Source organism: Drouetiella sp. (assembly GCF_059504425.1).
In genome coordinates this window covers 16086-42032 of sequence record NZ_JCACIN010000018.1, presented here as the reverse complement: position 1 = coordinate 42032, position 25947 = coordinate 16086, and the positions used below count along the sequence as shown (strand labels likewise).

At 46.1% G+C, this 25947-nt stretch carries 24 protein-coding genes; 9 read left to right on the top strand and 15 right to left on the bottom strand.

What is annotated here, in order from left to right; all coding sequences use genetic code 11:
* The 8 genes from AC5JMP_RS03835 to AC5JMP_RS03800 all read right to left on the bottom strand — a co-directional run bounded on the left by AC5JMP_RS03835 (window position 1) and on the right by AC5JMP_RS03800 (window position 6572).
* Complete coding sequence (locus tag AC5JMP_RS03835) at window positions 1–339, bottom strand: hypothetical protein (RefSeq protein ID WP_495850107.1); 339 nt, start codon at window positions 337–339, stop codon at window positions 1–3.
* Window positions 339–863, bottom strand: coding sequence for a phage baseplate assembly protein V (locus tag AC5JMP_RS03830; RefSeq protein WP_495850106.1), 525 nt, complete (start codon window positions 861–863; stop codon window positions 339–341). Before AC5JMP_RS03830 ends, AC5JMP_RS03835 begins: the two co-directional genes overlap by 1 nt.
* 24 nt (window positions 864–887) lie before the next feature.
* Window positions 888–2009 (bottom strand): hypothetical protein, encoded by a 1122-nt coding sequence (locus AC5JMP_RS03825; RefSeq protein ID WP_495850105.1) that lies wholly within the window; start codon window positions 2007–2009, stop codon window positions 888–890.
* A 10-nt stretch (window positions 2010–2019) separates the two neighbouring features.
* Window positions 2020–2310: a hypothetical protein gene (locus tag AC5JMP_RS03820; RefSeq protein ID WP_495850104.1), complete on the bottom strand. Its 291-nt coding sequence runs from the start codon at window positions 2308–2310 to the stop codon at window positions 2020–2022.
* Window positions 2311–2371: 61 nt separating this feature from the next.
* Complete coding sequence (locus tag AC5JMP_RS03815; RefSeq protein ID WP_495850103.1) at window positions 2372–3049, bottom strand: CIS tube protein; 678 nt, start codon at window positions 3047–3049, stop codon at window positions 2372–2374.
* Between the two features lie 408 nt (window positions 3050–3457).
* The gene (locus AC5JMP_RS03810; protein ID WP_495850102.1) at window positions 3458–4351 is read right to left on the bottom strand and encodes an eCIS core domain-containing protein; all 894 of its coding nucleotides are present in this window, start codon (window positions 4349–4351) and stop codon (window positions 3458–3460) included.
* Between the two features lie 158 nt (window positions 4352–4509).
* Window positions 4510–5754, bottom strand: coding sequence for a type III secretion system chaperone family protein (locus AC5JMP_RS03805; RefSeq protein WP_495850101.1), 1245 nt, complete (start codon window positions 5752–5754; stop codon window positions 4510–4512).
* Between the two features lie 44 nt (window positions 5755–5798).
* Window positions 5799–6572: a hypothetical protein gene (locus AC5JMP_RS03800; protein WP_495850100.1), complete on the bottom strand. Its 774-nt coding sequence runs from the start codon at window positions 6570–6572 to the stop codon at window positions 5799–5801.
* 182 nt (window positions 6573–6754) lie between these two features.
* Here AC5JMP_RS03800 and tnpA point away from each other — a divergent pair, with 182 nt between their 5' ends.
* Window positions 6755–7189, top strand: coding sequence for an IS200/IS605 family transposase (gene tnpA, locus AC5JMP_RS03795; RefSeq protein WP_495850099.1), 435 nt, complete (start codon window positions 6755–6757; stop codon window positions 7187–7189).
* A 39-nt stretch (window positions 7190–7228) separates the two neighbouring features.
* Here the strand turns inward: tnpA and AC5JMP_RS03790 are convergent, their stop codons facing one another.
* Window positions 7229–12328, bottom strand: coding sequence for an eCIS core domain-containing protein (locus AC5JMP_RS03790; RefSeq protein WP_495850098.1), 5100 nt, complete (start codon window positions 12326–12328; stop codon window positions 7229–7231).
* A 453-nt stretch (window positions 12329–12781) separates the two neighbouring features.
* Complete coding sequence (locus AC5JMP_RS03785; RefSeq protein WP_495850097.1) at window positions 12782–13273, bottom strand: hypothetical protein; 492 nt, start codon at window positions 13271–13273, stop codon at window positions 12782–12784.
* A gap of 440 nt (window positions 13274–13713) precedes the next feature.
* On the opposite strand from AC5JMP_RS03785, the gene AC5JMP_RS03780 reads away from it, so the two are divergent.
* The 6 genes from AC5JMP_RS03780 to AC5JMP_RS03755 all read left to right on the top strand — a co-directional run bounded on the left by AC5JMP_RS03780 (window position 13714) and on the right by AC5JMP_RS03755 (window position 19793).
* Window positions 13714–14490, top strand: coding sequence for a DUF4058 family protein (locus tag AC5JMP_RS03780; protein ID WP_495850096.1), 777 nt, complete (start codon window positions 13714–13716; stop codon window positions 14488–14490).
* A gap of 49 nt (window positions 14491–14539) precedes the next feature.
* A complete protein-coding gene (locus tag AC5JMP_RS03775) occupies window positions 14540–15631 on the top strand; it encodes a tyrosine-type recombinase/integrase (RefSeq protein WP_495850095.1) in 1092 nt (363 codons plus the stop codon).
* A gap of 140 nt (window positions 15632–15771) precedes the next feature.
* A complete protein-coding gene (locus tag AC5JMP_RS03770) occupies window positions 15772–16107 on the top strand; it encodes a tyrosine-type recombinase/integrase (protein ID WP_495850094.1) in 336 nt (111 codons plus the stop codon).
* Between the two features lie 597 nt (window positions 16108–16704).
* Window positions 16705–17379 (top strand): AAA family ATPase, encoded by a 675-nt coding sequence (locus tag AC5JMP_RS03765; protein WP_495850093.1) that lies wholly within the window; start codon window positions 16705–16707, stop codon window positions 17377–17379.
* Between the two features lie 2 nt (window positions 17380–17381).
* On the top strand, window positions 17382–18563 hold the full coding sequence (locus AC5JMP_RS03760; RefSeq protein WP_495850092.1) for a ParB/RepB/Spo0J family partition protein: 1182 nt from the start codon (window positions 17382–17384) through the stop codon (window positions 18561–18563).
* Between the two features lie 159 nt (window positions 18564–18722).
* Window positions 18723–19793, top strand: coding sequence for a PDDEXK nuclease domain-containing protein (locus tag AC5JMP_RS03755; RefSeq protein WP_495850091.1), 1071 nt, complete (start codon window positions 18723–18725; stop codon window positions 19791–19793).
* Window positions 19794–20056: 263 nt separating this feature from the next.
* On the opposite strand, the gene AC5JMP_RS03750 is transcribed toward AC5JMP_RS03755, so the two are convergent.
* Window positions 20057–20947, bottom strand: a complete 891-nt coding sequence (locus tag AC5JMP_RS03750; protein ID WP_495850090.1) for a DUF4349 domain-containing protein — start codon at window positions 20945–20947, stop codon at window positions 20057–20059.
* A 256-nt stretch (window positions 20948–21203) separates the two neighbouring features.
* Between AC5JMP_RS03750 and AC5JMP_RS03745 the strand changes: the two genes are divergently transcribed.
* Window positions 21204–21347: a hypothetical protein gene (locus tag AC5JMP_RS03745; protein WP_495850089.1), complete on the top strand. Its 144-nt coding sequence runs from the start codon at window positions 21204–21206 to the stop codon at window positions 21345–21347.
* Window position 21348: 1 nt separating this feature from the next.
* Here AC5JMP_RS03745 and AC5JMP_RS03740 read toward each other — a convergent pair whose 3' ends face one another.
* The 4 genes from AC5JMP_RS03740 to AC5JMP_RS03725 all read right to left on the bottom strand — a co-directional run bounded on the left by AC5JMP_RS03740 (window position 21349) and on the right by AC5JMP_RS03725 (window position 24834).
* A complete protein-coding gene (locus AC5JMP_RS03740) occupies window positions 21349–22170 on the bottom strand; it encodes an SDR family NAD(P)-dependent oxidoreductase (protein WP_495850088.1) in 822 nt (273 codons plus the stop codon).
* 935 nt (window positions 22171–23105) lie between these two features.
* A complete protein-coding gene (locus tag AC5JMP_RS03735; RefSeq protein WP_495850087.1) occupies window positions 23106–23444 on the bottom strand; it encodes a luciferase domain-containing protein in 339 nt (112 codons plus the stop codon).
* Window positions 23445–23531: 87 nt separating this feature from the next.
* A complete protein-coding gene (locus tag AC5JMP_RS03730; RefSeq protein ID WP_495850086.1) occupies window positions 23532–23948 on the bottom strand; it encodes a hypothetical protein in 417 nt (138 codons plus the stop codon).
* Complete coding sequence (locus tag AC5JMP_RS03725; RefSeq protein WP_495850085.1) at window positions 23941–24834, bottom strand: pirin family protein; 894 nt, start codon at window positions 24832–24834, stop codon at window positions 23941–23943. Before AC5JMP_RS03725 ends, AC5JMP_RS03730 begins: the two co-directional genes overlap by 8 nt.
* A gap of 129 nt (window positions 24835–24963) precedes the next feature.
* Here AC5JMP_RS03725 and AC5JMP_RS03720 point away from each other — a divergent pair, with 129 nt between their 5' ends.
* Window positions 24964–25503 (top strand): PadR family transcriptional regulator, encoded by a 540-nt coding sequence (locus tag AC5JMP_RS03720; protein ID WP_495850084.1) that lies wholly within the window; start codon window positions 24964–24966, stop codon window positions 25501–25503.
* Window positions 25504–25947 lie beyond the last annotated feature (444 nt).

Genomic DNA, 25947 nt, shown 5'->3' with positions numbered 1-25947 from the left:
CTAAATCCCCTTGACTCGTTGTTGTGTCACTTTAATACTGGGAGGCCCTTGGGGAATCTCTTCTGCACTTTTGCAAAGCCCCTGGCTGGTTTGAAGAATGACAGGGTTGCCGTTCACTTTAACGCGGGTGGCGCCTCTAAGCCACTGTACTTTAATGCAGGGTTGAGGTTTGGGACCAGGTATCGTAAAGGCACAGCCTGCTATTAAATATTGATCGGTTAATGTGGCGACTGCTTGGCTACTCACTTTAACCCGAGGACTACTGACGATCGCCGAGATTTGTCCCGTTTGATGGGGGCAAGTCGCAACCGCGTTGACATGAAAGATGTTGTCGCCCATCAGGTCACCTCCAAAGCATTGTTGTTGATTTTGACGCTACTAGACGAAGCTTTAATCGTTCCTAAACTACCTGCGGAAATCTCAATTCCCGTCGAATCAAAGACCAACTTGAGCGGTTGGCTGACAACGGGCGGCTCGACTTCGATCGCCAATCCCTTAGTACTCCCAGAACTACTCATTTTAATCGTGATGCCTTTGCCTCCTGTAGCAAAGGCTTTGAACACGATCATTTCATCGGGTTTAGCAACCTTGGCTTCCTCGGGTAACTCATTATTGCCCCAAAAACAACCACTCCAAATGGGATAGTCTGGATCGCCACCTTCAAACTCCACCCAAACATTGGTATCAACAGGGGGAATCGTAAACAGCCCAATGCCTTTTCCAGCATAGGGAGAGCAGGGCATTGCCCAACTTTGTTTACCCTCTTCAAAAATAGAGGCGACACTCACCTGAACACGGCCGAGATTCAGAGGGTCTTTGTTAGCGGTTATTTTCCCACGATATTTGCCAAAAAATTGCTGCACTATTTTATGTCCTTTTATATGGTTTTATACGGTGCTGCCTAATCCTTCACGGGTAATGGTAAAGCTCTGTTTGTAGTCCCCCTTGTTGATTTTGTGGGTGACACTTTTGACGTAGTAAAGACCGTCATAGTTAAACCCAACACCCCGTAACGTCACGACTCCTCGGACTTGCAACAGCGTACCGTAGGTGACAGCGTCTAAATCCCCGGTCACAGTGATCACGTTATCGACAGAGCGATCGGTAGTCGCCTGTGCCCGTGCTGCCGCTTGAGTCGTGTCTCGTCCGGTTTCACGGTATCGTTCAGTGCGTCGGTGAGCTTGTTGATTGAGAGCTGACTGAGCGGCGAGGGCTGGGCGATCGCTGGTGTTTTCAGCAACAGACTGAATCTGATTGGTACGGCGATCTTGCACTTTCCCTTTCACCTCAGTCACAGACATGGCATTATTTTGGAAGCTGATCGAGGTGACATTGGTAAAGGAGCCCATGTTGACCGTTAAGGCAGGTTGGGGTTGAGTCTTGCGTTGAGGTGGTCCCCAATAGGCTGTGCTTGAGCCTGATGCAGGCCCGGGAATAACATAGAAGACATTGGAAAAGCGATCTGCGATCGCTTTGAGGTATTCCAGATCTGTTCCTTGCTGGGATGGAATCCGTTCATTTTTCGTGGGGCGGTCTTTGAATTGGGGAATCACGATCTCGGCAATTATTCCATACTGGGTATATTGCGAAATCAGCATTCGAGCGATTGTGGCTTCATCTTGAGCCGTATGTTCAATCGATTTTTCCTCTAAATCCATCATGACGCTGACATCTTCGCCCGTGATCGCAAATGTCGAGTTACCGGGTTCCATGCTAGGCGAAAACTGGTGGTTGGTAATGATTCCGTCCATTAAGACTTGGGCGGTTGCACCCATTGTGATGATCAGAATCACCCGATTGAATACTTTCAAGAGCGGCTCTTTCAGCAGTTGATAGTCTTTGACATCATTACGGTTCGATCGCCCTAACTGAAAGACGATTTGAAAGCCAGAACGCCCCTCATCGCTTTGAGTCACTTCCACGCTTTTGAGCGCTTCTATTAGAGATCGCGGCGCTGGTTTAGGGATATTTTCACCCATTAGTAATGTTAAGTTAATTCCTAGTGACATTGTTCATTCCTCACACCTGAGGGGTTGGAATGCGAATGATCCTACCGACTTCAGCGATTAATTCTTCTGGGTTCATTGTGTTATTCGCATCACACACCTGCCAGAAATGCAGGGGATCACCCAAAGTACCGTAGGTTATTAAATCGAGACGATCGCCCTCAAGCACCGTAACTTCCTGCAAGAGAGGCATTGTCTGTCCTTGAGGCAAGAACCGGCGACGCTTATAGGCGATTTTGCGATCGTCCGCAGTCGTGTATTCTAGGGTCTCCAGGTTGTAGTAACGGCTGGTATGTTCAAACATAGCGAACCTCTACTCTGCAATTACGTATTGGACAAATATTGTGCTGCAACCCTATTCTTTTTTAACCGCGAAAGCGTGCTGCAATATCAACGCCTGTAACCGCTGCTGGATTACTAATACCTCCTTTCTGAGCCATGCGTTCTTTCGCTTTATGGTGCGCCAGAAACAGCCGAGCACCGCGCTGTCCCCAAGGCAAGTCGCCGTAGTTCAGCACGCGCAACCCTAACGACACTTTTGCCCGAATGGGGTTCAGGTTCACATCATAGGCTTCTTCCATAATGCTAAATTCGGTTAAACGAACGGGCAGCACCCGCTTGCTCCCCCAAACTAGCAAGGTCATAGGCGCTTCCATCGGCACAATTTCTAGCATCCCCATATCAGCCAATCCCATGTTTGATTCAATATCTGCACTCGCAGGATAAATCAGGGTTTCCAATGCAGAGAGTTGGGGATAAACGCCAAATTCAACGGCTGCATCCTGGGCATTCTGGGCTTTCTCTAATTGATCAGTAGCGTCTAACTCAATATCTAATTTGATGCTTTCGGCGGGTGCGCCCTCTAATCTCAATGCCTCAGAACGACTACCCTGAGCTTCCCCTGCCGTCTGGGGCTGGAGGGTGCGGGATAGGGTTTCTGGGTTGTATTGAAAGGCGATCGTGCTGACGATTGTATTAGTGGTTGGAGCAACCGCAACGATCGCTCCTTTAAATAATTTGGGAGAACCAGGGAAAGTAGTCATGGGGCAGTTATCCTTTCCTATTTTTTCATCCTGTTCTCTATAAAGATGCAACCTATCTACAACTATGCCTTTTTTACAAAAGCAAAGGCATAGTTTGACAGGATGAATTTTAAGATAACAAACCCTCACGTATGTTTTATACGCGTATTCTGAATGACTTGACTAAAAATGATTTGACTAGCTAGATGGACTTTGCATCTAAAAGATTTTCTACTCTCCATAAAAATACGCTAGTCAAGTTCCACTTAGCAACTTCTATGAATCTTTTGTTCGGAAACTTAATAGTTATTCATAGCATTACTAAATAAATTCAAAGCAAACAGATCAAAGCGAACCGAGCAGCAAAAGCAACCAGAATCTAGTCACACAAAATCTGTTTGCTTTGATACTTTTTCAGGCACAATTGGGTTAGCTGATACCACTCCTTGATCTAAAAGGTGCGGCTCCTTGTTGGACAACGTGAGTTAACTCATGGGCGAGGAGATGCTGTCCGTGAGGGGCTTTGGGCTGGTATTGGGCTGGATTAAAAAAGATGTCGTGTCTACGGGTGAAGGCTCGTGCATTGAGAGCCTGGGTAGCCTGGGAATCGTGATGCACCCGAACTTTGCTAAAGTCATGATGGAAGCGAGATTCCATGAAGGTGCGGGTGGGTTCTGGTAAAGGTTGACCTCCTCCTTGCCGGGTACTGAGGTGATTTTCAAGGGTTGGAGTGACTATTGGGACTTGCCCTGGTTGCGCCTGGGTTTGCACTGGTTCGTCTTCTTTCTTTTTCTTTTCCTTGACTTGCTTATCTTTATCGGCTGTCACTGCCTTTTCTTCTGCTACTACTTTTTCTTTTTCTGCCTGTTGTTTTTTTTGTTCTGCTTTGTAGGCGACATCTTTGGCGACCTTCTTTTTTTCATCTTCTGCGGCAGGTTGCCGCTGCAAGGGCTCGTTCATTTGGCGTTGAATCCGCCCGATCGCGGGCATTGGCGACATTGAACGAGAAGCAATCGCTGGGCTAGATGACTGCATTACTCGATCTGCCATCCGATCAGCTTCTTGCTCGTATTTATCTCCCGGTCGTCCAACTTGCAATTTGGGTTGGATGGGCAATGTTGTGGTGTGAGCAGACACTTGGCTAAAGTCTTGTCTAAAACGTGACTCTGGCAAAGTTTGAGGGGTGTTATTGGAAAAGCTTTTAGGGTTTTGGTCATGCTCAGAGGCGATGGAACGAGTGCGCGATCGCTGTAGCAACCCTGACACGAGCAAACCGCCAGTTTTTCGGGGGTTGACTTTCCGGGCATCGAACCGCTGACTCATAAGCGCCCCCTTTGGGATTGGAATTTGTTTATAAAGTCCTTACCCTATCTAATGCCATAGATTAGGGCTTTTGTTTCCTTTTGCCATGAAATTGCAAAAATTATTGATATTTTGAGCAAAAAACTTGCGGTTGGTGCTTGAGATGAGCAGTAATGGCGCTAGGGTTCGGGGTCATCTTGAGTGTTGGTTGTAGCGATGGCAGTTTGACTTTCGATTTGAGAAATTGCTTCTGCTGCCGACAGCCTGCTATCCATTACAGCCTGGATGCCCGGTAAGTAGTGATCCATCATCATGATGTTGGCGTAAACCAGTTGTTTGATCAGGTCGGTGGTGAGGAGGTCGCCTTCTACATCAATGCTGGTTTTGTAGCGAATCTCACCATCATCAAAGTCCATCTCAAAGTTGCCGATGATGAGCCCGTAGTTGGCGCGGGTGAGGAATTCTGCCATCGTTAGTCGTTTGTCTTCGGGGGCAATGTCAGGGTAAATCGAGTAAAAGACAAATTGCTCCTGGTCTTCTCTGGCTTGGGCATAACAGTTCCATCTGCCGTTTTCGCCTTGGCAGGCGACTTGTAACGTGGATTGCCCCTGGAGCTTGGTAAAAGTCCAATCGTCTTCGGTGAAGAAATCAATGACGGTTTCCAGAATGGATTCGTCGTCATCATCGGTATCCTCTTCACTATCATCCTCATCTTTGGAAAAGGCGTTATCGAGCCAGGTGTCGAAGCCGTCAAAGAGGGTAGTGACGCCTTTGAAGAGTTCTTCGGTGATGTCCTGGGTTGCGGCGGTAAGGTTGGCAGCAGTCCAATCTTTGAAAAAGTTGGTGATGCCTTCAGCAATCTGTTCGCTGGAGGCTCCGGGCTGATTGAGGGTTGCTGGATTGACGTAATTCCAGAAGGTGGTGTAGCCCGTTTCACCTGTTTCCTGAATTTGTTTAACAGACAGGCAGAACCAGCTTTCGGTATTCAACAGCAGATTGAGGGCTGCTTCTGTATTTTGAATCGTTTCTGCTGAATTGCCTTCTGAAGCATTGGGTTGGACTTGCTCGGCTTTTTGTTGGCTCAGAGTTAGCAAATAAGCAGCGGCTTCTTCAGCCGTTTTGGCGTGCTCTAGCAGGAGGGGAAGCAGATCGCGATGGAGGGTGACTTCGAGTTGGATGGGGCGATCGGGGAGAAAGTCACCGTTGATGAGGGGGGTGCGAAATTCGGGTTTGAGGTTGAAGAGGGCGTTGGCGTCGATATGGTGATAGAGACCAGGACTAACTTCAAAAGTGAGGCAGCATTCAATTACTTGGTCGGATTGCTGAGCAAGGGCAACAGTGAGCGTATGAGCGATGGTAGCAAATAGAGAAGAGCTTTCAAACTCTAAATGATTTAATTCGTAGAAATCAGTACCAGTAACCATACGAAAAATAATTACCCATTGGGCTTAAGTCAGGTTTCTTGGACTTAACAGAGAAATATTGTGGAATATAGACTTGGTGGTTCAGATATAGCAAGTCCAGCTTCTAAAAAACGATACTGTTCGGAAGTAAACGAGGTTGGTACAAATCCATTGTGTCTAGCTAGAGCGACTACTGCACAAGCTTCGGGGTTGAAGTCGGGATAATCCCCAGGCTCATAATTCATCCAGCTATCTTCAAGCTCCGCCATCCAAAAGTCAGCTATGTCCTTTAAAGCTGCTTCAGTGACATCATGTTGACCTGCTGGAATACTTTGCGCTAATTTTAGCCATGCCTTTCTTTCACTATGTCTACCAGTTTTCGGCAATTCAGACATTAGATGACCGCCAACTAAAAGCCAAATCACTTGCGCCGAGATCTGCTTGCTCACATCTCCAGTTAGAGGAATAATTCTTAGAAACTCCCATTCTTCTGCCAGAATAGTATATAGAATGCTTTGATAAATTTGATCGGTTAGAAACAACCCGAAAGCTGCAATTGCAGACCAACGTCGCCATACTTGATGTTCTGCACCAGAGGCATATAAAGAAGATGCTATTTCGATCGCCGCTTCAGCTAGTTCAGTCAATGCCTCCTTCCTGTCGATAACACCGTCTGTTAGTAGCTCAAATACACCCTCTATCGCACCACTGGCAGACGATATTCCTGCTCCATTTTCTGCACCTCGCCTACGCACTGGAGCATGAGGTATACTCAGACTCTCAAACTCTTGTTGCAGGAGAGAAATAAAGGTTTCCTGGTTTAAGGTGATCGATGTCATAACAATTTTCCTTTAGCTGTTTTTACTAGAAATCATCATCCATCAACAGTAAAGCTCTAAGAGGTTTTATTGTCCCAGCACGCTAGTCCAAAACTACCCACTTTAGTGGGAGGCTTTAGCTGGTACTCATCTCCAGAGAGGTTTTGGCATCCACAGGAATGGTAGCTTTGACGTAAACCGTTATGGCAGAGCAACGAAGAGGCAGTCATAGTGTCACCCGACTGACTGTCCACATCGTCTGGGTCACGAAGTACCGCTATCACGTCCTTAAAGGAGACATTCAGAAACGGTGTCGAGAATTGATCATCCAAATCTGTGATGCTGAGGACATCAAAATTCTCAAAGGGGCAGTCAGTCAGGATAATGTCCATATGCACCTGGAATATCCTCCATCTAAGTCCATCAGTGACATCGTGAAGCGCCTTAAAGGTCGAACGTCCAGGTTGTTGCAGCAGGAGTTTCCAGAGTTGGAGAAGCGATACTGGGGTAAGCATTTCTGGGCAATTGGGTATGGAGCTTGGAGCACTGGAAATCTTACAGAAGAACTGGTCGCTGAATACTTGGAGCATCACCGGAATCCATCGAATCAGGATCAAGATAACTTTCTGCTGGAGTAAGTTACCTTGGACTTTCAGTCCAGCCCAACCTCTGCACTTTCAGTGCAGAGTGGTTGAGTTATTTTTTTGCATCTCTGCTTCAGCCCTTTGCTGAGCATCCTGTTCAATGGGAGCAGCTAGTTTAATTGCCTTCTTAGTAAGAATTTTATCTAGCTTTTTTGGATTAGAAGATACAGGTGAAATGTCCCATACGATATTGTGTTGCTTAACAAGATTTTTCCCTGGGATGCCACCAGTAAAAGCTACTTCATCTTGATGTAATTTTCGATGGTTTATGCTGATTTTTTCCTTTTCTTGCAAACCTCGAACATTGGCAGCATTTTGCTCTTGAAGCTCTTTTCCAGAAAATAGATATACAGATACTCGACCTGCGACGCCAACCTGCCGACGTCGTGGCTGTAATTCTTTATTCAGGCTTGCTCCCAAAGCATACTTGATAGGATGTTTTGCACGCCAGGAAGTAGAAATGAACGGTATAGCACTGAAAGACAAACCTTTATAAGGCTTTTCTTTTTTCTCCTTCAATTCTTTCTTAAACTTACCGTACGTATTGATATATCTCTGCAGCAGAACAAGGATTTCACTGTTAAATGGCTGCTTTGGCTTCCACCAGGATGTGACATCTTTTGCTGTAGCTGATTCACCTTTGCTTTCTTTTTTCTTAAGTTCTACTTTTACCGTTTTTACAGCTTCTTCTAAAACCTTTTTATCTTTTACATCACTACCATCAAATGTTTGACTTTCTGCTAACTCTAATGCAGCAGCGCTAAACGTAGGCTCACCAACTTGGCTCTTTAATTCATCTTCATATTTCTTTTCATCTTCAGCAGTGTGATTTTCTGCCTTAAGAAAATGTATGCCACGGTAAATCGGGAGAACTAAATTGTTCTCTACGGCATAGGCAATTTCTGCATCGGTGTCAAAATCGTTCGGTCCAATATGAACGTGAAAATCTAAGTCAGTATCTTTCTTGTCCTGTTCTGGTGGTTTAAAGGTAATCTTCAGCTTAACAGGCTGTTCCAGTTGCTGGTTATATTTGGTTTCCAAACCTTTTGCTTGCTCTTCTTTCTGCTTACGCAATTCTTCGTAAGTTCCATCTTTAGAAGGTTTCTGCGACATCACTTTGACAACGACTTTACCAATCTTGGCGTGTTGCTTCTCTGCCTTTTTCTTGGCTTTATCCTTCTTCTTATCTTTATCTTTACCAATGCCAAGCTTTTTCTTGATCTTACCAACAACAGCTTTAGCTTTTTTCTTCGCTTTCTTGACTAATGCTTTTACTTTTTTCTTGGCTTTCCTGACCAGTGCTTTCCCTTTTTTGAAAACGCGTTTAACGATGGGTTTGACTTTTTTCAGCAACCATTCGATCGCCCGCTCAATGGGTTTACGGACAGCCTGGAAGATTTTTCGGACTTTCTGAGCTAAATCGCCTAGATTAAGGAGCTTGGCGAGGAAATCAATAGCCAGGACGATAAAGTTTTGCAGTGCTGTGACAATCCTGCTGGCAATGCCGCCTATATCTCCTCTGACAGCCATTTCGACGGAATCCATGAAGGCATTAACCAGTTCTCTAATGCGATCAATGTTATCCACCAAGAAGCGTAAGCCCTTGTAGAGGAGCTGAACCGCTTTAATGAAAGCCCCTACCGGTGTAAACAGCAATCCAATAAAAGCTAGTGCTTTTTTAACGGTTTCAAATATGACGGTTTCCTTAACCTGATTAATGATGCCATCAAAACTGCTGGCAATCGTTTCCTTGAGGTCATCCCACAGGGCAATTAAGCCTTTCCCCTGAATTAGTTGGAAAATTTCCAGACCCTTCTCTGCGGCTCCAGCTCCTTTTTTCAGCAGTTCAACCTCTTCTTTGCCCAGGATTTTGGTAGCCAGCGTCCAAAAGGTGTCGTAGCCCAGCCCCAGCACTTGTGTAACGAGAGAAAAAATACCTGCGGGATCCAGCTCGTCAGGGATGGTAATTCTGGCTCCTCCCATAGACCCCCGCAGCCAGTCAACGAACCCTCCAGCTAGATAACCCTCAATTCCTGCAATAAACTTGCCGAATCCTGCCTTAACGCCTGCCGCAAGATTTTCCAGGAACCGGATGGGATGAGCCAGAATATCCCCAATTAAGGCTGCAATTCGTTGCAGAATTGACAGCAATAGATCAGCCAAATTAGCAATGGCACTGGCAACCTCTTCAATAAACTCGATCGCCTTTTCAATCCAGGATTTTTTAACTTCCTCGTAAATTTTATCGAAGGTTTCTCTTAAAGAATCAACATTAGACTTATAAGATTCCGCCAGGGTTTGGGCTAGCTCCTGCTGTTTATCATTGACGCTGGTTTCCAAATCATTGTATTGCCCCCTGAATAGCTCCATCGCATCGCTGGATTTTTCCTGCTGTTCCTTATCTAGCCCATTAAATAGCTCTTCGGACTTCAATCGACCCTGTTCAATCGATTGGATGGCTTCATTCAACTTTGTTGCAATCAAATTTGCGATCTTGTCCAGCGTTTTATCCATTGCTGACAAAAACTTATTCTTCTCCTCTTGGAAAACCTGTTCGATGGCTTCAGTATCTTCCCCAAAGAGAGCATCATCGAAGCGGAAAAAACCGTAAATGTCATCAAGCTTCTCTTCAACTGTATCCTCAAAGACTTTCTTTGCCTGCTCCGATTCTTCGCTAAAGATCCGATCAACTTCCTCAGATAACCCGGTCAGAATGACACCGACATTATTCTTGGTATCGTTATAAATCTTCTCAAGACCCTTAAAAACTTCCTTTTGCTTATCGACGGAAGCTTTTTCCGTGTCCTTCTGTTTGGAATGTACAGTATCAAACGCTTCCTGGCGATCGCCCACCATACCTCCAAACTGCTCTTTTCCCGCCCCCTGTGCCTTCTTCTCCGCCCCCGCCAGATCCTTTTCCTCTTCCTGACGGTAGCGTTCAGGAGCCGCCTTCGCCTCTTGCTGGGCCTGACGCTTTGTCCCTAATGCTTGCGTAAACTTATCCTCCCCCGAATTTTCCAATTGCTCTTCTGTCATTTTGTTCTCAGACAGCTTGGCATCCAGCTTTTGGCTCTCCTCCTCCATAGAGATTTCAGAGTCATGCTTAGGTTTTGGAGCCACCGCTTGAGGATCAATGGGTCGTGGCTTAGATCCAACAGGCTCCTCTTGCAATGCGGTCGCTGCTTTAGTTGAAATCTTACTACCAGGAGGATCCTGTTTGACTTGGCCAGTAATGGGAGCAGCTACCTTCTCATTTTCCGACGCAACCTGCTGTCCAATATTTTCTTTGACCTTCTTCAGCGGCTTACCGTCCTTAAATTCCCGTGCGCCTGCTTCATCCTGGGGAAGGTTTTTCTCGATCTCTTTCAAGTTTTGTTGAAGGAGTTGTTTAAAGGTCTCCGGCTTAAAAGGTTCCTTCTTCTGATCAACGGCTTCTGCGGTGTTAGCGATCGTTTCCAAATGTTGTTTGCGATCGTTTTTATCTTTTTGCTCATTCTCAGGAAGAACTGCTGCTGCTTCTATTTCTCCAAGCTTCGTATCTGGAGGAGAATGCTTGCGCTGAGCTCGTTTAGTCTGATCAATTTGCTTTAAGGTTGCTTGAAATGCTGGATCTTCCTCTGGTGAGGTAGGGGTCTGTTGAGAATCTTCAGGTAGCGTCGTGTCCGCTAAAGTTTCATCAGACTTTGCGGCATCTTTTTCTGCTGTGTCAGACTTAGCAGCTTCTGCCTCTTCTACTTCTGCCTCTTCTATAGGTACAGCATCTTCTTTCTCAGAAGCTTGCTGTGCTTCAGGCTCAACCTCACTTTCTGGGTTAGCGTTCTCATTACTTGATCGCTTCGAGAAAGGATTTAAATTAGCGCCTACATTTGCCGTTACAGAAGCATTGAAGGAGAATGTGAGAGATCTGGTAGCTTGGCTTCCACTGCGGCGCAGAGAAATCAGGTTTTGTGCAGCAGATACTCCCTCAGAAACCGTAACAGGTGAAAATGGAACATACGGTGTCACTTGATGTTCCACTGATTCAGCTTCGTGTTCGAGCCTATGAGGAGGTTGAGTGACGACTAAAGGGGATGCCTCTGGCTTATGAGAGCGTGAAGGAAGGGTGTCTTGCTGCTGAATGGTATGAGTCAGTTCGTGAGCCAGTAATCTTTTCCCAGACGACGTATGGGGTTGATAATACCCTGCACCAAAGTAAACGTCCTGCTTAAACGTAAATGCCTGAGCATTCAGACCGCGAGCCAACTGATGCGCTTGACCATCTGTATGTACTCGCACCCGGCTAAAGTCATGGTTAAATCGGGATTCCATAAACTCGCGGGTAGAGTCTGGCAGGGGTTGCCCTCCCCCTCGACTAGCTTTCAGACGGCTGGCTAAATCTGAAGCCACAGTGGGAAGTCGGTGAGACATACCCTTCGCTTGAACAGCTTCTTCCTCTTCCTCCTCTTCAGGCTTTGCTTCCTGCAATTCATCCACCTGACGCTGAAGTCGCTCCCCTGATGAAAGGGACGATAGAAATTTTGCTTGAATCGGCTCTTCCTCATCCGCTTGGGCTTCCTGCAACTCATCCGCCTGACGCTGTATCCTTTCTCCTGATCCCGAATTCAACAGATGGATCGATAAAGATGGCAAGAATTTTGCTTGAACCGTTTCCTCCTCCTCCGATTCTTCAGACTCCTCCACCTGCCGTTGCAGTTTCTTAGTGCTATTTGACTTAAGTCGCTGAATAGAGAGAGGCTGCACTGCCCCAGAAGGATGATCTAGACCAGTTACAATGGCGGGTTCCGGCATCAACATCACCTGTTCTGCAACCTGATCCGCTTCCTGCTCATAGCGATCGCCTGGTCGCCCCACCACCAGCTTTGGTTGAATCACTGGCACTGATAAGGGACTGACAGGGACGCGGCTAAAGTCCTGCTTAAAGCACGATTTTTGTTCAGAATTCTGCTTAGCCCATTCCTCCGGCTTCCGCTTGGGTTCAACCTCTATTGGCTTCACACCAGAATGTTTCAGCAGACTGGTCTTTGCAGCAGCATCTGCTTGGGTCGCATTGGTTACCTTGGTGAGCGATCGCGCACTCATAAAGTTAAACTCCCTTAAGCCTGCCTTAACCTGACCAATCGCAGAGAGTCGCATTACTTCGAAACATGGTCACACTACTTTAGTGCCATGAAATCTAGTCTTTTCTTCTGACCCTTCACAAAATTGTAATGATTGTTAATGCTTTGTTTCAGTTGGAAAAACTGAGATGGACAGAACACGAACCTTTTGCAACATTCCTTGTTTTGCTAGGAGTTTATATAGATAATCAAAAGTATAAGAAAAGTACCAGGCTAAGCACGCTATGATCCGAACCATTATCTTCTGGCTAATCGTTGCTCCCGCTTCCTTAGCGTTCCTGCTAGGGCTCATCGCTAGTGTTGCGCAATCAATGGTGAATAAACCGACTGATGACCAAGCAACAGAACCTTCGCAGTGATTGCCAAGTCCCTATAAACCAATAGTGTACTTCTACTTTTACTGCAGAAATACGCTGTTGGTTTATGACTTTAATAACGCTCCAGTCCTACAGAAAAGTACTGCCCGATACTATTCTGAGTTGCCTGAATCAGTTGGCTCGGTTAAAGAATTGGTTTTCTTGGGCAAACAAGGAGAATTATCCGGAAACTTAACCCCCAGTTGCTTTTCGACAATCTGGCGTAGATCTATTTTGGGTGGAAATTGAATTTGAAATCTCTCATTAATTAGCTTTTCTGACCAATCACCAAATATCGCCAAAGGCGAAAATATCGCCACGATTGAACTATGTAAAATATTCAATGCAAGTTTATCTTGATTGCTATTTTCTGGATCATCTAGCCAATCCCCTAACCGCCAGCCGCTCCGAAAGCTGGCAAGCCAGACCCATACCAAACTAGTGATTACGAATAGCCCTAATAGAAATAACAAACCCAGAAATCTTACAAGCAAGCCTAAGACGATTGCAACTGCACGAACAGGCGAACCGTCTTCACTGATATTATTTTTCTCTGAGCCACCAAGCGATCGAGTAGGGCTATATGAAGGAACAAGCGCATGCATCGTCAATACTCCCACATTATTTTTCTAAAAGAATAGCATCGGCTATATGAGCTACACCTAAGCGCAACACATAGCTTAATTTTTTAAATAGACACTAATGCATCCGTGAAACTCCCACAGTGCAAGGATTTTCATTTAGTATAGCCTAGCCCTTCCGAACTTAGTCGTAGTTTAGTCGTATATAAGATATTGTATAAATATTTTACTTGAAAACACTTCATTGGTGCTGCCAGAATGTATAAATCGAGCAAAATGAGTTGGAGTAAGCGACTGTTTATTGCCAGAGTCGCTCTCAGACCCCCGAATCAGGAAACCCAGTTTCCTGTGCCACTATGTTTAGCCTCGCTGATTTCCATAACCCAGAATCAGTGAGGATTTTGCGGTAAGCTCAGACTAGGACAGTTTGACCCTCAATCACTTAGGGATCTCTGGAGAACTCAATGCGGCACTTTCCTGGCATGAATCCCTATCTCGAAGGTTATCTCTTTGCCGATTTGCATAGTGCTCTAGCTAGTCGTATTCGTGCCCTGCTGACCCCATTATTGCGCCCTCGCTATGCTGCTCGCCTGGAAGTGTCAGTCATGCAAGATGCGGGACCAACCGAAGATTTGGGCATTCTCTATCCCGATGTTGAGGTGGTGACTACATCAGTGCGAACTTCCGAGACGAGAGACGCGGACATCAATTTTACTCCAGCGACGCTGACCTTGCCACCACCCGTACAGGTGCGCATCCCGACGGTGGAGGTGCGAGAAGTGAAAGCTAACAGGCTCGTCACCTGTATCGAAATTCTCTCCTATGCCAACAAACGGCAACCGGGGTTTGATCAGTATCTTCAGAAACGCCAGCGATTGCTACAAGCAGGTGTTCATTTAGTTGAAATCGATTTGATTCGGCGTGGCAATCGCCCGATCGCTGATGCTCAAATTCCGACCTCACACTACCGGATTACCGTGACTCGAGCCAACGATCGCGTGGCGGTCTGGACGCTACAATTGCCCGATACCCTCCCTACGATTCCTATTCCCCTCCTGCCACCGGATCCAGAGGTGCCCCTAAACTTAGCCCAGGCGATCGCCCAGGTCTACGCAGAAGCGGATTATGACTTGACGATCGATTACACGCGCCAACCGCCGCCACCCCTGCTATCGGATGCGGAGCAACAATGGTTGAAAACGGTCATTGAGGCGGGCATTGCGCTCAACAATCAGGATTAGCAGTTTATGATTAGGGTCATACGAGCATTTGTTCTGATGGTGCTGTCTTATGCTGTTTGAGTCCGATGGGCTACCGTCGATTCGATTGGTTGCTTCGACTGCTCCGGCGTCCACTCACTTGAGGGAACCGGCTGATCTGCGCTGGCTGCGAGTCGAAGAATATTTTCAGGCGCGATCGCTGGCGGCCAACACGCAAAAAGCCTACAGGCGTGAGTTGAAGCGGTTTTTAGTGTGGACCGATCGGGCTTGGGCGGATTTCACTCCGCGTCAGATTGCCCAGTTCAAAGCCTATTTGCAGGGGCAAAAGTTATCCAAAAACTCCATCAACCGAGCTTTGACGGCTCTGATGAGTTTCTTTGATTGGTTTCGAGCTGCTTACCCAGAGCAAATTGCTCATGACCCAACCACAGCAGTCGAGATGGAGCGGGTGCCCTTGCCCCCAGCCAGAGACTTATCAGACATTGAAGTCGCAGCGCTGTATCTGGCACTTGAGAAACGAGGGGAAACAGAGATGCGCGATCGATCTCTGTTAGCCGTGCTCAGTCATGGTCTGCGGGCAGAAGAAGTCGTCAATTTGAATGTAGAGGACTTTGATGGGGTGCGGTTAACAATTCGGCAAGCTAAGGATGACAGTACAGGCACGGTGCCGCTCGATCGCCAAGCACGAGAGCAGTTGAATCTCTATCTCGTCGATCGTCGTGTCAAAGCGGGAGACTTACCGCCAGATAGTCCACTATTTTTGTCCTGTGGACGAAATAGAGGGGGTCAGCGGTTGGGCTACCAAGGGCTGTATTATGCAGTTAAATCTTTGGGCAAGATTGCCGCAGCGCAGGCTCAATCTGCTTTAGAGCGGCAGCAGAGAATTGGGCCGGGAGCAATAGAAACTGCTTCCCAGGACAGATGGGGACAGTTCAGTGAGTCAGAACTTAAACAAATCCTGACTTTGGTCAATGTTCATCCTCACCAATTACGTCACACTTTTGCCACAGGCCTGCTTCTACGAGGCGTTGAAAGTCTTCATGCCCGCACCTTAACTCGCCATAAATCAGAAGCAAGTTTCAAACGATATGCCAAGCGATCGCTCAGCGCAGCGGCTGAACGGGCTTTCTATCAGTCCATTGGGGAAGAGGCACCAGAATGAGCGGAAATATTGCCCATTTATTGAGGATATGAGTTGCAACAGTAACACTCGCATTTATTGCCCAATCTCTATGTTCGACCGCTCTCATCCTCACTTTGTCAACAGCTGGGCATTGACTTAGAGTAACGGGCGATCGTCGCTTGTTCTTACCTCACTTCCACTGCAGCAATAGGCAGCAGTTAAGCTATTGGGGCATTCAGGATGTGATAAACAGAATCAAAGAGGCGACGGGCATTGATTTGAAGGCTCATTGGTTCCGCCATACCTTTGTCACAAATTTAGTGTTCAAAGGGATAGATGCTCAACACATCATGACCCTGACCTGGCACAAGTCAGTGACTCGGCATAGGTCGATGCAGAGCTTCAGGCGCTACACCAAACGAGCGGATCAAATTGCCACAGAAAAAGCCTTTTTCGAGGTATCGGCAAAGGTGAAAATCACCCATAATATTCAGGTACAGCTTACCCAGTTTTAGAGCGCGTACATTACATTGGAGGGCAGAATCGCGTAGCACCAGTGCATATAGTGTGGTTGTAGCAGACACTCTCACAATAAACTACGGCTTTATGGTCTATGTTTGAGTCTATATAGGAAAAGCAAAATGAAGAGATGATCCACTTGAGTTGCGATGATGGCTTGCTCAACCTCAAAGATTCGAAAGTATAAATTTGTTGAGATTCGCTTTTGTCCTCTTGGATAATATTGAGTTGAGAAGCCATCAATCTGTACTCTAAACCGTTAGAACTTTTGGTGAACAATCGTTAAGGCTTTGTCGTATTATCTACTTCTACTACGGATTTAATAATAGTTTGTCTAGTTCAGCCTCTTGTAGAAATGTTCTAAGCCAAACTAGTGAAACGCTATGCTCATGGAATAGAACCGGTCTACCTTTGTAGTGAAAGAGATGTATTCACGTAGAAAGCGCACAAAAGAAAGTATCGTGACCATTTTTTCTAACAATTTTTTCGAGTGAAACTGTACTGGGGAACCCCGGTACATCTCTCCTAAGATTCAGGTAAATGTGTACTGGGGAACCCCGGTACATTACAAAACTTCTCAGTGGGGAATCGCCATGATTATTGTTTGTGGGGGAATCAAAGGCGGTGGTGGAAAGACTACCTTGGCAACAAACTTAGCAGTGATGAGGTCGCTAGCTGGCTATGATATTTTGCTAGTTGATGCTGACGAACAGGACAGTGCAACTGATTTTACAGTGCTTCGTAATCAAATATTTGAGCCAATTGGTGGTGCTGGTTACACAGCTATTAAGCTTAGAGGACAAGCGGTGAGATCAGAAGTAACTCGCATGGCTTCAAAATATGATGATGTAGTGATCGATGCAGGAGGAAGGGACAATACGGGTCATAGAGCAGCACTACTCGTTGCTAGTCTTTATCTTATTCCACTCTTCCCTGGAAGCTTCGATGCGTGGACGTTAGACAGTGTTGCAAAGTTAATTGATGAAGCAAGTGCTTTTAACAATCAACTAAAATCAATTTGTTTTCTTAACAGAGCAGACGCTCAAGGTGGAGATAATGAGGAGGCAGCACAGGTAGCCAGAGAAACAGAGGGATTAATTTTCTTAGAGCAGTCCATTGGCACTCGAAAAGCATTTCGGCGTTCAGCATCTGAGGGTAAGGCTGTGGTTGAGTATCGACCAAAAGATATGAAAGCATTTGAGGAAATCACACGACTTTATCGTTCAGTATTTGATGAAAAATGGGCTTTGGCTAAGGAGAATAAATAGATATGCCAATACGACGTAGACCAAAACCTGCTTCTCCAGATGAGTTTATGGAGGGAGCAAATCTGACCGAAGATGTCTTGCAACATCAGATTGAGGTTCTTGAGCAGAAACTTCAACATAAGGATGAGCATGAGCAAGCATTAATTAGCGAAATCGAGCAGCTACGGTCAGAAAATCTGAATGACCATGAACGTCAACTTCTGCAAAAGCAGATTGATGAGCTACGTCAGCATCTGCAACAAAATCAGGGCTCGGTTGAGTATCCAGTTAACGAAATTCGTCCTAATCCAAAACAGACACGACAAACCTTTAAAGAAGAGGTTGAAGCGATGGAACGATCGCTTCAAGAAGAGGGTCAGCTAGATGATGTGATGTTATTCGATGATGGCACCCTGTTTGACGGAGAGTGTCGATGGCGAGCAGCTACTAATTTGGGTTGGAAAACCATTAGAGCGGTCTTTATTATCCGTCCTGAAAGCGATAAAACTCTGCGTCGTAGAACTTATCTAGCTAATCGTCATCGTCGAGATTTAAATGCACTTGATAAAGCAGAGAGTTTAGTCGCGATCGTCTGTGATGAAATTTCCCAGCTAGAGCCTACTGAGGTTTCTAGAGTTGTGAATCGTGTACTGACGCGATTGAAGCGAAGAAAACAGAAGTTAGGCGATAGGTTGCATCTACAACCTCAAGAGCAACAACGTGCAGTTTTGGCTCAATTTGAGCTTGAACCAGTAGAAATACAGGTCTTTCTAATTTTGCTAGGACTCCAAGAGCATCCTGCTACACTGAATCGCAACGTTTTTCCTACTCTCAGTCTTACTCTTGACTTGAGAGCAGCTATCAGAGAAAAAGCATTAGGCTGTGCTCAAGCTCTAGTTCTTAATCGGTTAACAGCAGAAAATCTTGGTCTTTCTGAACAACACGCACTACAGCTACGTAATAAGGGCGTTGAAATAACTCTGACAAACAATTTATCAGAAATTAAAGCACAACAGTGGGTAGCTGAACAGAAGAGACAACTTATGGGAGACAGTGTAGCAATACCATCTAATAGCGCTAGAGATGAGCAAATCGATCATATTCTTGCAGCTGTCCAAAACTTGAATTTTAGTAAGACCTCAATTTCAATTGAACAACGACAGGAATTGAGACAAGCCTTAGAAAAAGTTTTACAGATGTTGTAAGAAGCGGCAGACTTTGAACACCGGAGCCATTGACAAGCCTATTGTTTTAGAGCAATTAGCCTCAAGCCCTCAATAATGGAGTTCATCCAGACTAAATGCGCCTTTATACTCCTACACCACTTATTGCTTGACAGGTTCTTTGATTGCTGAAATATATTCATGTCTAACTTATTCAATCCCAGAGACTACGAAACTTTTCTAACTGATTTAAAGGTTCGCATCCGTAGTGCTCAAGTTCGTGCCGCGCTTGCCGTCAACAGAGAACTGGTGCTGCTATATTGGCAAATTGGGCGCGACATTTTAACGCGCCAACATCAGCAAGGTTGGGGTGCAAAAGTCATCCAAACCCTCTCAAAAGACTTAAAGCAGGAGTTCCCAGAAATGAAGGGGTTCTCTCGCTCCAATTTGCTTTATATGCGGGCATTTGCTCACGCATTTCCTGAAGAGGCAATTGTCCAAGAGGCACTTGGACAAATTACCTGGTATCACAACGTAGCTTTACTAGACAAACTCAAATCTAATGAAGAGCGTCTATGGTACGCCAGACAAACGGTTGAGCATGGCTGGAGCCGTAATGTCTTGGTACATCAGATTGAAAGCAGTTTGTATCACCGAATGGGAGGAGCAATTACTAATTTCGATCGCGCCTTACCTCCACCTCAATCTGATTTGGCAAACCAGCTGCTCAAAGATCCCTATCATTTAGATTTTCTGGATATAACATCATCTGCTCAAGAGCGAGATCTTGAACGAGCACTCGTTGAACGAATTCGGGAATTTTTGTTGGAGTTGGGGGTTGGATTTGCTTTTGTAGGCAGTCAGTATCATCTGGAAGTAGATGGAGATGATTACTATATTGACTTATTGTTTTACCATCTAAAGTTACGCTGTTATGTAGTAATTGATCTTAAAGTTACTGAGTTTCAGCCAGAATTTTCTGGCAAGATGAATTTTTATATCTCTGCTGTAGATGATTTGTTACGACATCCGGAAGATCGAGCGACAATTGGAATTATTCTATGTAAGGGAAAAAAGAAGACGGCTGTAGAGTATGCCCTACGGGATGTCAATCGTCCAATTGGTGTTTCAACTTATCAGCTAAGAGACTCACTCCCCAAATCACTTGAGAAGAGTTTACCGACAGTGGAGCAGCTTGCAATTGAACTCAACACGGTAGTAGGAGAAACCATTGAGGCTGATGAAAGTGGATTTAAAGGGGAAGTCGAATAGAGCAAACTAAAACGATCGCGTCTATCTCATTTAACTCAAATTTTCCATTTGCGGAGAAGATAACTTTAAGCAAGTCACCAACCTCCGGCTTTGCCGGAGGTTGGTGACTTGCTACCTTAACAATGCAGCAGTATAGCTGAATCGAATAGGCAAACTGCTAAAAGAGCCTATTCGATTGATATAGGGATGATTACCATTGTGGATTAAGGTAAAGGTTAATCCATGTAGCAGCGGTATTTGTTGTTCCTATAGCTACGAGGCGATTACTCGCAAACCTCCCGCACTCTACGTCGCCGCCGATAAAGCAGCGTAACTGCACTCCCGACTACTAGCCAATAGGGACTATAGACCATCAGCCAAATGCCAATCTGCATCAAATCAACTGTAAACCTACCAATCGATTGCGTTGCATCATTCCAACTGTCGACAAGCTGCGTCTGCACTGCAGGCTGAGCAGGAACCGGAGCAATCACAGACTCAAACCGCAGCTCGATCGTTGAGTAGCTGACCTGGTTTTGCAAGCGGCTGAGCTGAGCATTAATCTGTTCAATGCTCTGGCGAATGTTGTTGAGTTCTTGCGTGACTTTGAGCACATCGCTAATGTTGCCCGATCGATCCATAATTTGCAGCACGGTTGCTTCAGCTTTGCGCAGATTTCGCAGCCTCGCCTGATAATCTACAAGCAGATCCGAAACATCTTCAGCTTGCAGCGTTTGCTGCTGCACCGTACCCAGTTTGGAAAACGCTACGATCGCTGCATCTAGCTTGGCTTGCGGCACCCGAATTTCAATCGAAGCAGTGTGATGTTCACCCTCAGTAGGGGTTCGGTTTTGCAGATTCATCACTTCGCCCTGCTGCTGCCGAGCGATCGCCATAGACTGCTCAATCGCCTGCTTAACTGAGTCAACGCTGAGGTTCAAATTTGCCGTCCGCACTAGCTGCGGCTGCGGTGCAGATATATTTGCCGTCAAACCTTGTACCCCGCCCGTCGGTGCTGGTGCTTCAGAGGCTTGATTTGTGACGGCAGAACTGGCTGGCAGCGCGGAATTTTCTGCCGATTGCGGAACCGAGCCACAGCTCGTCAAAATTGAAGCGCCTAGGAGCGCCATTGCCAACAGCGTTGCCTGGGCTTTCGATCGATGAGCGCCAACCATCGGTACAACTCCTGTGAGAACAGTATGTTAGCAGTATGCCCTTACAGTGTGCCTCGATCGAATGGGGTTGCAGTTTATGTAACTAGCCAGAAGTATAGACGGTAGGTATTTAAATTTCAGAATGCCTGTGCAGAGAGGGATTTTAAGGTTTGTGGCACTATTTGTCATCAATCTCGGCTCGACCCCAAGTAGAGTAGGTTAATTCACGGGAAAGCGACAGTAGGGCAGAGAGCTTAGCAAGTTCTCTATCTCTCTAATGCGAGATACTGCCCAGTATAAACAACGTTTTCTGATGGAGGACGCGATCGCTCCTAACTTCATCGGGTTTTATGCAATGCCAGAACAGCGATCGCCTTTTTGCATAACAAGACAGCATCCACGCTATTTAGAAGAAACCTAAATTAACGCGAATTTGCGACCGCTTCTTTCAACCTTTTGAAGGTTTGACGCTCCTCAGAGAAGGGAGCAGCTAACCCTGAAACCTTTTCCATCAGCCAAGGCACCAGACGGTTGCCCCAGACGGCAAGATGACTTTGCCATCCCACCAATATCTCTGGTGTGCCCTTTTGAAGTCCCTTTACTAGCGTTTGAGCAACTTTTTGAGGCGTGGTTGGGATCACCCACCGAAACCACTGAAAGTTTCGCACCATATCGGTATCAGTTAATGAGGGCAGTAAGGCGATGACTCGAATGTTATGAACCGATAGCTCGCTTCGCAAAGCTTGCGTAAATCCTAGAATTGCAAACTTTGTTGCTGAATAAGTTGCCATTGTCGGCGCAGCGATTTTTCCCATTAAGCTGGATACATTGATGATCGTGCCCTGTCGCTGCACAGCCATGCGTCGAGCAATCAGACGGGTGATGGTATACATTCCCACGAGATTAATGGCAATCTCCTCCTGCACCTGATGCAGTTGGGACCGCAAAAAGGGAGTTTGATAGGCAACGCCGGCACAGTTGACGAGCAGATCAATGGGACCATAATCGCGCCAAGCTTGAGCGATCGCAATATTGACTTCCACGGGCTGAGCCAAGTCTAGTGCTAAAGGCACTGCCTCGACTCCAAATGCCTCAATTTCAGTAGCAACTTCAGCTAAACGTGAATAATTACGTGCGACTAAGATTAGGCGTTGTACGCCTTGATGGGACAGTTCGAGGGCGATCGCCCGACCAATACCGCGGGAAGCACCCGTGACGAGAATAGTTTTACCCTGAAGATTCATGGAAGCCTCTAATGGTGAGAGTTTAGGGTGCAGTCAGTTATGGCTGAACTGAAAAAGTGCAAATAAACCCAAGATCGATCGTTAGTGGAGCCTGAGTCTGACGAGAGTGATAAGTAAGTAAGAAGGTGAAAGCGTCGCTGTAACTCAAATCCTTGGAATTCAGTGAATTGGGCGATCGCCAAGGTTGAGGTCAAGCACAGGTGTCCCTCTGCTGGAAGCGAGAATCAATTTATTGTTAACATCCACACCTTAGCAACGAGATCAAGTGTCTGCAATGTTTATTAACAAAAACCCCAGATTGTGATAATGCGATACAAGGCTCTCAGAAACCCTGCTGAGTTGAGGATGCCAGTGAATAGTTGCTTTAGCTCCTGTCGCCAGCCCATTTCGGAGTCTGACAACGATTCAATCAAAAGTAGGCCCTTTGATTTGAATTCTTCACCACATAAGGCTTTCAACGATCGCTTTTTTGAACAGAGTTTTTAATCGGTGAAACAAAAGAATGCGGAGTTCAGCGATCGAGTTCAGTGAAAATCCATCAAATGGCCCTTTATTGCTTCAATCATTGCCATACCCAATCAGTGTCGAGTGAGAGGCAGTCCCTGGCTGATCTTTTCTTTTGAAGTTTCTTATGTACAAAATAAAATTTCTTATGTACATGAGCTTTTTATGCAGTCAAGCTGTACATAAGAAAAACTAAACGTACATAAGAAATTTTTAACTGCGCCTAGCTTCTTGCAAGTGCTGCCTCACTCACTGACAAGAGTTAAGGAGACTGAAGACACTTCACTGTTCCGATTTCTTATGTACAGAATCAATTTCTTATGTACAAGCAATTTATTGAAGCTTACACCTAAGAAATCAATACGTACATAAGAAACTCTAAACGTACATAAGAAATTTCAGCTTTCCCTAACTGGCACCGATCGCCCCTCTCAAGCTGCCATTACTGGGGTTCGATGAGCTGTGAGACGATCGTAGTTGAGCCTAAGTAATTCAATCAAAGCAGGTACATCGTCTGCACTGTGGATATAAAAACTCACCCAGCCACTATTAGGATAAAGATGATGCAGGGAAGCCTTTCCAGCAGCCACTAGCTCTCTACGTAATCGAGAAGAGAAGGGAATATCAGCTTGATAGTTACCATGTAAATGACCTACCTCACGTTTATCAACCCGAAACTCAATCCCACCAAACCGATGCGGCGAGATTGTCACTCCTTCCCAAGTTGATACCGTATCCGCGATCGCTTGACTAATCGTTTTCATCGTCATTGTTGTTGCCTCTCTATCCATAGTAGTTGGTCATAATTTGGCAGAAGCTGTCCGTCCTGATTGAATTGACCTGGATGAACAGCTTCTTTATCGCTGAACTTTAGCGGCTAGCAACGTCACCACATCTGCATGGGCTAACACCACATCGGGATTGCGTTGAAACGTTGCATCGTACTTTATCGCAAACCCTTCTCCTAGCGCATCTGGGGTAAGCAGCGTGTGGACATCTATGATGAGAGTGGCGATCGCTTCTGAAGTCACAGGTTCATCTGCATGGAGCAGTTCATCAATGCGCAAAATCAGTGCCGAGAGTGGGTATAACCAAGCAAACTGATCGTGACTAATCACGAGTTGCAGCAATTCGCCCCTAGAAACCTGCCCCCGCACCTGCTCGTAGGTCACTCGCTCTGTGTCCAGCAATAGCTTATGCAGACGCAGCAGCTTCAGGCGGAGTTGGCTCAAGAGCTGATGTTGATTAATCCGGTGTTGCAGTGTACTAAGCATGGATATGTCCCATCCTTCCATTTCGGTAGTCGTCGATCGCTTGAATAATTTCGGCTTCAGTGTTCATCACAAAAGGGCCATAGCGTACTACAGGTTCATTGAGCGGTACACCTGCGATTAATAAGAGGTCGAGAGGGTGTTGAGCCTCAGCAGAATTGGCGATCGTCACTTCATTACCATCCTGCGCAAAGATCACCATCTGCCCATCCTCACCTGGCTCTTGCTCGGCACCAAACAAACCAGAGCCATCCAGCACATAGGCGAAGGCATTGTATTCTTTGGGCACAGGTTGAACGATCGTGGCACCGGGCTGGAGCGTGAAGTGCAGATAGACGATCGGCGTGCGCGTTTCAATCACCGCCGTTGCTCCCAGCGCTGCTCCTGCAATCACCCGCACGGTTACAGCACCATTCTCGGTTTGAGCTACCGGAATTTGAGCTGACGGAATTTCCTGGTAGCGGGGTGCCATCATTTTGTCCTGTTGGGGCAGATTAACCCAGAGCTGAATGCCGTGGAGTTTTCCACCCGTGCGGATAAATTCTGCCTCCGGCATTTCGGAATGGATGACTCCCGCCCCTGCGGTCATCCACTGCACGTCACCGGGATTAAGTAATCCAGCATGACCTTCCGAGTCCTTGTGTTCTAACCGTCCATCCAAGATGTAGCTGACCGTTTCAAAGCCCCGATGCGGATGATCTGGCGCACCTTTGGCTTGATCTGGTTTCAAATTGACAGGACCGAGTTCGTCTAGAAGCAGGAAGGGATCAAACTCTGAAAAGCTGCTTTTGGGGAAGGGACGACGCACCAGAAATCCTGCTCCCTCGATCGTCTCAACACTATTAATGATCCCGGCAATGGTTCGGAGCGTTTGAGTTTGCACAGTCATGCTTCTCCTTGAAGTTGGACAAATCTTTTTGTGTCGCTTTGTCCCATATATGATTAATCCTATAGTAGCATAGAAGGATATGAATCTCAGAGGTAGGGCTTATCCCTCCTTTTATTCGGTAAACCGTCTATGTCTCTCGCTCACGTCATTCTAGGTCTTCTCCAGCAGCAGGAGCGGACGGGCTACGATCTCAAAACCGAATGCTTTAATCAGTGCATTGCCCATCTGTGGCAAGCCGATCAGGCGCAGATTTATCGCACGTTGGATAAACTGGAGGCGCAAGGTTGGGTGCTCTGCACTGTTGAGATCCAGCACGATCGCCCTAATCGCAAGGTTTTTCAGATTACAGAAACAGGTGAAGCAGAATTAATTCAGTGGCTCCAAACGCATCAGCCCTTGCCGATTTTGCGAGAGCCGCTGCTAGCGCAACTTTATTTTGCCGCGCAGCTGCCCAATGAGGCGATCGTCCATTTACTGGAGCAAGAGCTTGAATCACGGCGCAGAAAGCTAGCGGAGTGTAAAGCAGTTGATGTTCCATCTTTGAATGATCCAGCAGCATCGCGTGACCAGAAAATGCACCGACTGGTACTGGAGTTGGTCATACAACGAGAACAGACTTATCTAGATTGGCTGAAACATGCTATAGAAATGTTCCAAATTCACTCCTGAGAAATCTAACGTTATAGCAATTTATATCCTTACAGTTGTTCAAGCTAGTGTTCATTGTTATGTTACTCTCCCGTATTCATGCTGACATAGGCTAAGTCTATTTCTTGATGCCTTGGCTTTGCCTCTTTTCTCAAGAATTTGTGAGCTGATGGGATTAGATTTGTAAGCTCAATTAAGTTGACAATCAACACTACAACGTCTTTGTTCTGTAAGTTACCCAGCATGTTATGGAAATCATTCATGCTCAACCCTCACCATTCACAAAATGACTTGCGTTAGCTCAAGGATTGAGCTTGTCAGGAGAATTAATCTGTAAAGCAAAGAACAGATAGTAGCAGTCATTGTTCAAAAGCTTATGCTGACAGATGCGCAGTAGTTCATCACGATTCAGGTAATAGTCTACCTTCATAAATGATTTATCTTTAAGCAAAGATGGGTTAGAGC

Excerpts from the sequence above, each read along its gene's own strand:
- AC5JMP_RS03735 (WP_495850087.1), bottom strand. The coding sequence starts at position 23,444 with ATGACGATGAAAACGATTAGTCAAGCGATCGCGGATACGGTATCAACT.
- AC5JMP_RS03755 (WP_495850091.1), top strand. The coding sequence starts at position 18,723 with ATGTCTAACTTATTCAATCCCAGAGACTACGAAACTTTTCTAACTGAT.
- AC5JMP_RS03820 (WP_495850104.1), bottom strand. The coding sequence starts at position 2,310 with ATGTTTGAACATACCAGCCGTTACTACAACCTGGAGACCCTAGAATAC.
- AC5JMP_RS03800 (WP_495850100.1), bottom strand. The coding sequence starts at position 6,572 with ATGACATCGATCACCTTAAACCAGGAAACCTTTATTTCTCTCCTGCAA.
- AC5JMP_RS03775 (WP_495850095.1), top strand. The coding sequence starts at position 14,540 with ATGCTGTTTGAGTCCGATGGGCTACCGTCGATTCGATTGGTTGCTTCG.
- AC5JMP_RS03780 (WP_495850096.1), top strand. The coding sequence starts at position 13,714 with ATGCGGCACTTTCCTGGCATGAATCCCTATCTCGAAGGTTATCTCTTT.
- AC5JMP_RS03730 (WP_495850086.1), bottom strand. The coding sequence starts at position 23,948 with ATGCTTAGTACACTGCAACACCGGATTAATCAACATCAGCTCTTGAGC.
- AC5JMP_RS03815 (WP_495850103.1), bottom strand. The coding sequence starts at position 3,049 with ATGACTACTTTCCCTGGTTCTCCCAAATTATTTAAAGGAGCGATCGTT.
- AC5JMP_RS03760 (WP_495850092.1), top strand. The coding sequence starts at position 17,382 with ATGCCAATACGACGTAGACCAAAACCTGCTTCTCCAGATGAGTTTATG.
- AC5JMP_RS03720 (WP_495850084.1), top strand. The coding sequence starts at position 24,964 with ATGTCTCTCGCTCACGTCATTCTAGGTCTTCTCCAGCAGCAGGAGCGG.
- AC5JMP_RS03805 (WP_495850101.1), bottom strand. The coding sequence starts at position 5,754 with ATGGTTACTGGTACTGATTTCTACGAATTAAATCATTTAGAGTTTGAA.
- AC5JMP_RS03750 (WP_495850090.1), bottom strand. The coding sequence starts at position 20,947 with ATGGTTGGCGCTCATCGATCGAAAGCCCAGGCAACGCTGTTGGCAATG.
- AC5JMP_RS03740 (WP_495850088.1), bottom strand. The coding sequence starts at position 22,170 with ATGAATCTTCAGGGTAAAACTATTCTCGTCACGGGTGCTTCCCGCGGT.
- AC5JMP_RS03765 (WP_495850093.1), top strand. The coding sequence starts at position 16,705 with ATGATTATTGTTTGTGGGGGAATCAAAGGCGGTGGTGGAAAGACTACC.
- AC5JMP_RS03825 (WP_495850105.1), bottom strand. The coding sequence starts at position 2,009 with ATGTCACTAGGAATTAACTTAACATTACTAATGGGTGAAAATATCCCT.
- AC5JMP_RS03745 (WP_495850089.1), top strand. The coding sequence starts at position 21,204 with ATGCGAGATACTGCCCAGTATAAACAACGTTTTCTGATGGAGGACGCG.
- AC5JMP_RS03810 (WP_495850102.1), bottom strand. The coding sequence starts at position 4,351 with ATGAGTCAGCGGTTCGATGCCCGGAAAGTCAACCCCCGAAAAACTGGC.
- AC5JMP_RS03835 (WP_495850107.1), bottom strand. The coding sequence starts at position 339 with ATGGGCGACAACATCTTTCATGTCAACGCGGTTGCGACTTGCCCCCAT.
- AC5JMP_RS03790 (WP_495850098.1), bottom strand. The coding sequence starts at position 12,328 with ATGCGACTCTCTGCGATTGGTCAGGTTAAGGCAGGCTTAAGGGAGTTT.
- AC5JMP_RS03785 (WP_495850097.1), bottom strand. The coding sequence starts at position 13,273 with ATGCATGCGCTTGTTCCTTCATATAGCCCTACTCGATCGCTTGGTGGC.
- tnpA (WP_495850099.1), top strand. The coding sequence starts at position 6,755 with ATGGCAGAGCAACGAAGAGGCAGTCATAGTGTCACCCGACTGACTGTC.
- AC5JMP_RS03725 (WP_495850085.1), bottom strand. The coding sequence starts at position 24,834 with ATGACTGTGCAAACTCAAACGCTCCGAACCATTGCCGGGATCATTAAT.